The following is a 4,031-nucleotide window of genomic DNA, read 5'->3' on the forward strand; positions in this document are numbered from 1 at the left end:
CTTGTGTCTGCCATTCACGCTCAGGCCGATCACCAGTTCTTTCGGGTGGTAGCGCGGGTCGATGCGTTTGACCGGGAAATAGAGTTCTCTGCTGTTCTGATAGCCCGCGTAAGGTGAGCGTTCGTAATTACGTCGGCTGCCGGTATCCGTGGACAACACCAGCGTGTCTGGATAGCGGTTCCGCCAGTCCTTCCAGCTGGTGTGTAACAGGGCGATCTGCTGAAGACGCCGGCCACGCAATGGCCCCGTAATGGCCTGTTTCATAATTTGCGACCAGAGCGAGTCGGTTTCCCGATCATAGAGCAGCACGTCACTGTTATACAGCAATCCCGATACTCCGAAGCTGCGCGTCGAACCGTCTTCAGAGGCAAGAAACGCCATGCCCGTTCCACACAACGGGCAATAACTGATCACGACCGCCTCCTGGCCGAACCTGTCATTGACGATTTCATGAAAGTTCAGAATCTTGACTGCATAAGCCTTGCTGACACCATTGCGGTATATACCCAGCACACGGTCGCTATCGTTAAGGAAACTCGCGTTACCGGCGCTGATAAAGCGTGGTCGGTCAATTGCAGGGATACCGTCGCGAGCTGGGCCGCCATGCTCGATCTCCTCAACGGGCACCAATGAACCACTCAAATCAAACCCGTTAGTGGACCCCGCATAGAGAGCGGCAGGTCCGAGAGAAAACCCCAGGCCGATCGCGAGAAGCGGGTAAAAGAGCCATCGCGCCCAGGCTGGTGCAGCCAGCCGGATATTCCTCATTGCCTGCTCCATTAAAACCATCCTCTGATCACATGATCAGGCGCATTGTTCAGATAGACAGTCCACGTTCCAGTAACTGATCGATTAACTCCCGGCGTTGTAAATCCGTGCTGTCACCACCCCGGAAGATCAACGCACCGGAACTATAGGATTTTCGAAATGTGATCGACAGGTTAACCGTCTGGCCGAGGCCGGAAAGGAATTCGTGGTCGGTCAGGCTCGACAGGGGATGAATAAAAGCGCTCCAGACAATGCCTTTGGCGATGGCATAGCGTGCATCCAGCGCCGAATCAAAGTTTGATTGCATCAGGCGTGTCAATTCATCTTCTTTCAATGATTTAACTGCGGTAACAGGCACGAGAATCCGCATCCTGTTTGCCTTTTCATCGGTGATAACTGTTACTTCACGAACTTCTATACGAAACTGCCAGAAGCCCGGTTTTCCCTCAACCTTGTTATCCAGCCGATTGATAAGACCGGCCAGTCTTTCGTTGTTCATTGTGTTGGGTGGCACTTCCGGCTGCGGTGGGTCTGCAGCGAATGCGAAGGAGCTTGTCAGGAGGATCAAAAACAGGGTGCCTGGTTTCATAAATATGCTCGGTGGAATAATTGAACTAAAGAGGAATTTTTCTGGGGCTTGGTTCGTTGCAGCCTACTACTCACCCTGTATTATTTTTCGCAAGGGTAGTATTCCGACAGTCCGCGAATAATTGCTTTTGTTACAGTTTCTGATGATTGATCACCTTGTAATTTATTGTTGGCAATATCAATCAATAGCTTTGAATCTATGCTTGTTCCTTCAGGGGGGCAGTAAAAATTTGGCAATCCGTTTCTAGATAGCTCATTCCCGCTGTAACTTATAGCGTATGCAAATCCTGATATAAAGGTTAGTGTTTCAATATATGAAGAGCCTTCAATAGAGAAGCCTGGATTTGGCTTCCACATGTCTTCTGCGTAGGCGGTGGCCGTTAACAATGAAAGCACTGCAGTAAATACGATCACTCTTTCATTGGGCATCGTTTTTTCTCCTCAGGTTCTTTTTGACACTTGTTTGTACAGTGGAATGTCTTTGTTGCTATATCGCAAGCATTCTCGATAATAGCGCTTTGCAAGGTTTTCCCGCCAAAACCGCTTGCTAACCCAGCAGCTTTACATGCTTGAAAATCCTCGCGCGGATCATTCATGCAGTCCTGTATACATTGGCTGTTAGTCACTCCAGAAAACACTTTGCAATCTACTCCGAAACAAGCGTTTTGATTAGGTTTGTTATTGTTCGTGCAATCTATAGTGCCGTCTGGGTTAATTCCAACTGTAATTCTTCCTGGCCCACACAATCTGTCTAGACCGTAAAAGTCGGAGAATAGTATTGGATTGCCATTTACATACGCATAAGTATTCAAGCCACTATTCAGGCCTACAGGGTCACTGGTGAGGTAGCGGCCAGTCTCAGGGTCATACGTGCGAAACCCATTCTGAAGTCCTCGGCCTTACGACACTCACCGGCTAACTTTCCGATTTCCCTAGCGCCTTCAACGACTTAGCAACTCGATTCCCCGGACGCACCCCCTGGTTCCCCGTTTTTTGCCTAGACGCGAGTTTCGGCTTAACACCGTGATTTTGCAAGCGCAGGACGGTGGCATTTGTGACAGGTTTCTCTCTTTAGCTGCCGGCCGCGTCAGCGGCATCAGGGCCGGCGGAGCCGGCCCTGAGTAAAGGGGTTACTCCCCTTCGATTACTTCCATGTATTCCCGCTTGATCAGCCGGACGTAATCTTGCCATTGCGTACCCAGCCGGTCCCAGGCTTCGACTGTATCGCTGTAGTAATCCGGCAGATACTCCAGCCGATTGAGGACGAACGCGGCGGCGATTCGCTCGCCGGTACTGCAGGCGCTGTTGCCGGTTTGATTAAGTGCTATGGCCACTTCGATGATCTTTTCGATTTCCCATTGCATGGTATTTCCTCCTTTGGAAGTTTCCTCGATTTGCCCTTTCTCCCCAGCATCGCGCGCAGGTCTGTCAAGGCTGCGCAGCACCCGAAGGGCCTGGCCTTGACGGGCCGAGCACGGTGCTACACTCCAGGGCGAACCGAGGGACCGTGGTATCTACTGCCACCCACATGGCGGCGGCGCGTCAGCGCCGCCCGCCAGGGCGGTTGGGCGGGCATCAGGATTCAGTGGCGTTGTTTGCCCACCGACTTTCTTTCGAGCCCCGGCGGGGCGGCAACTGGAACGGCCAACGAAGCCGAAGGCAGAGGGCCGTGGAAGGCGCAGGGGCCACCTTCGGGGACATTTAACATAGCGCTGCGTTATGCGAAGTGGCCGCATTCACAAGGCGCTGTTTGCCGTGCGGCCATTTTGCATAATGCCGCGTTATGTTCATTGGCCACGCCCCTAAGCCCCCTTGAGGGGGTTGCGGGGTGATAGCCAACCGCAGTAAGGCGGTGTGTGCCTTGCTGTGGTTGGCGGTTAGAACCGGGGCGGTGTTACTCGCGCGAGCGTGTAACACACTGACTCTTTCCACTGTTGCCCAACGGAGCCACCGCGCTACACGTCCCCTCTGTCGTAGCCTGGCGCGGCGCTTGCCGCCTGCAGACTTGAGTGACAGCGCTTTTTGCTGGCGCGACGTTGCTTGCCTGCAAGCGACGTGACGGGCGGTCAGATGACTACATCGTGTCCGCGTCCACTGCGGCGTCCGGTGCCGTCTGCTGTGTCAGCCTTTCCAGTTTCGCCGGATGCGTCAGTGCATGAACCGCTTTCAGTTTCCGGATCGATACCTGCGTATAGATCTCGGTCGTCGATAGATTGCTGTGTCCCAGGATCGCCTGGATAAAACGGATGTCGGCACCGTTATCCAGCATCAAGGTCGCCATGGTGTGGCGGAAGATATGGCATGCGCCCGGTTTGTTCACGCCGGCTGCCTGGATGTATTTCTTGACCAGATCGGTGAGTCTATTCTTGCGGAACGCTTCGCCGTATTCGTGCAGGAACAAGGTACCTTCATCCGGTTCGACCACTAGGCCGGGGCGGACTTCATCGGTGTATTTGTCGATCCACAGGCCTGCGCGTTCGCCGAGCGGCACCATGCGGTCTTTCTTGCCTTTGCCTTCGCGGACCATCAGCGTGCCGTTTCTTGTGTCCACGTCGTAGAGCTTGAGGTTAATGAGTTCGCTTCGGCGGATGCCGGTGGAGTACAGCGTCTCGACGATGGCCCGATCCCGGATGCCGAGTTCGCCGTGCAACATCGTCTGGTTGACGATCCGCTCG

Annotated in this window: 5 protein-coding genes and 1 pseudogene; all 6 read right to left on the reverse strand. The window is 53.8% G+C overall.

The genetic code is table 11. The features are described 5' to 3' along the window. Nucleotides 1–642: DUF3179 domain-containing protein (locus ACW81B_RS12240; protein WP_491580504.1), on the reverse strand; the 642-nt coding region annotated here is incomplete at its 3' end. 175 nt (nucleotides 643–817) lie between these two features. Continuing rightward, nucleotides 818–1,267 (reverse strand): hypothetical protein, encoded by a 450-nt coding sequence (locus ACW81B_RS12245; protein WP_491580505.1) that lies wholly within the window; start codon nucleotides 1,265–1,267, stop codon nucleotides 818–820. 170 nt (nucleotides 1,268–1,437) lie between these two features. Beyond that, nucleotides 1,438–1,785, reverse strand: a complete 348-nt coding sequence (locus ACW81B_RS12250; RefSeq protein ID WP_491580506.1) for a hypothetical protein — start codon at nucleotides 1,783–1,785, stop codon at nucleotides 1,438–1,440. Beyond that, nucleotides 1,767–2,234 (reverse strand): annotated as a pseudogene (locus tag ACW81B_RS12255) (RHS repeat domain-containing protein); the annotation flags it as partial. The gene ACW81B_RS12250 and the pseudogene ACW81B_RS12255, both read right to left, overlap by 19 nt. 252 nt (nucleotides 2,235–2,486) lie before the next feature. Then, a complete protein-coding gene (locus tag ACW81B_RS12260) occupies nucleotides 2,487–2,720 on the reverse strand; it encodes a hypothetical protein (protein ID WP_491580507.1) in 234 nt (77 codons plus the stop codon). A 710-nt stretch (nucleotides 2,721–3,430) separates the two neighbouring features. Next, on the reverse strand, nucleotides 3,431–4,031 hold a 601-nt coding region (locus tag ACW81B_RS12265), incomplete at its 5' end, for a tyrosine-type recombinase/integrase (RefSeq protein ID WP_491580508.1).

This window comes from Thiogranum sp., from assembly GCF_058323355.1.

Excerpts from the sequence above, each read along its gene's own strand:
- ACW81B_RS12260 (WP_491580507.1), bottom strand. The coding sequence starts at position 2,720 with ATGCAATGGGAAATCGAAAAGATCATCGAAGTGGCCATAGCACTTAAT.
- ACW81B_RS12245 (WP_491580505.1), bottom strand. The coding sequence starts at position 1,267 with ATGAACAACGAAAGACTGGCCGGTCTTATCAATCGGCTGGATAACAAG.
- ACW81B_RS12250 (WP_491580506.1), bottom strand. The coding sequence starts at position 1,785 with ATGCCCAATGAAAGAGTGATCGTATTTACTGCAGTGCTTTCATTGTTA.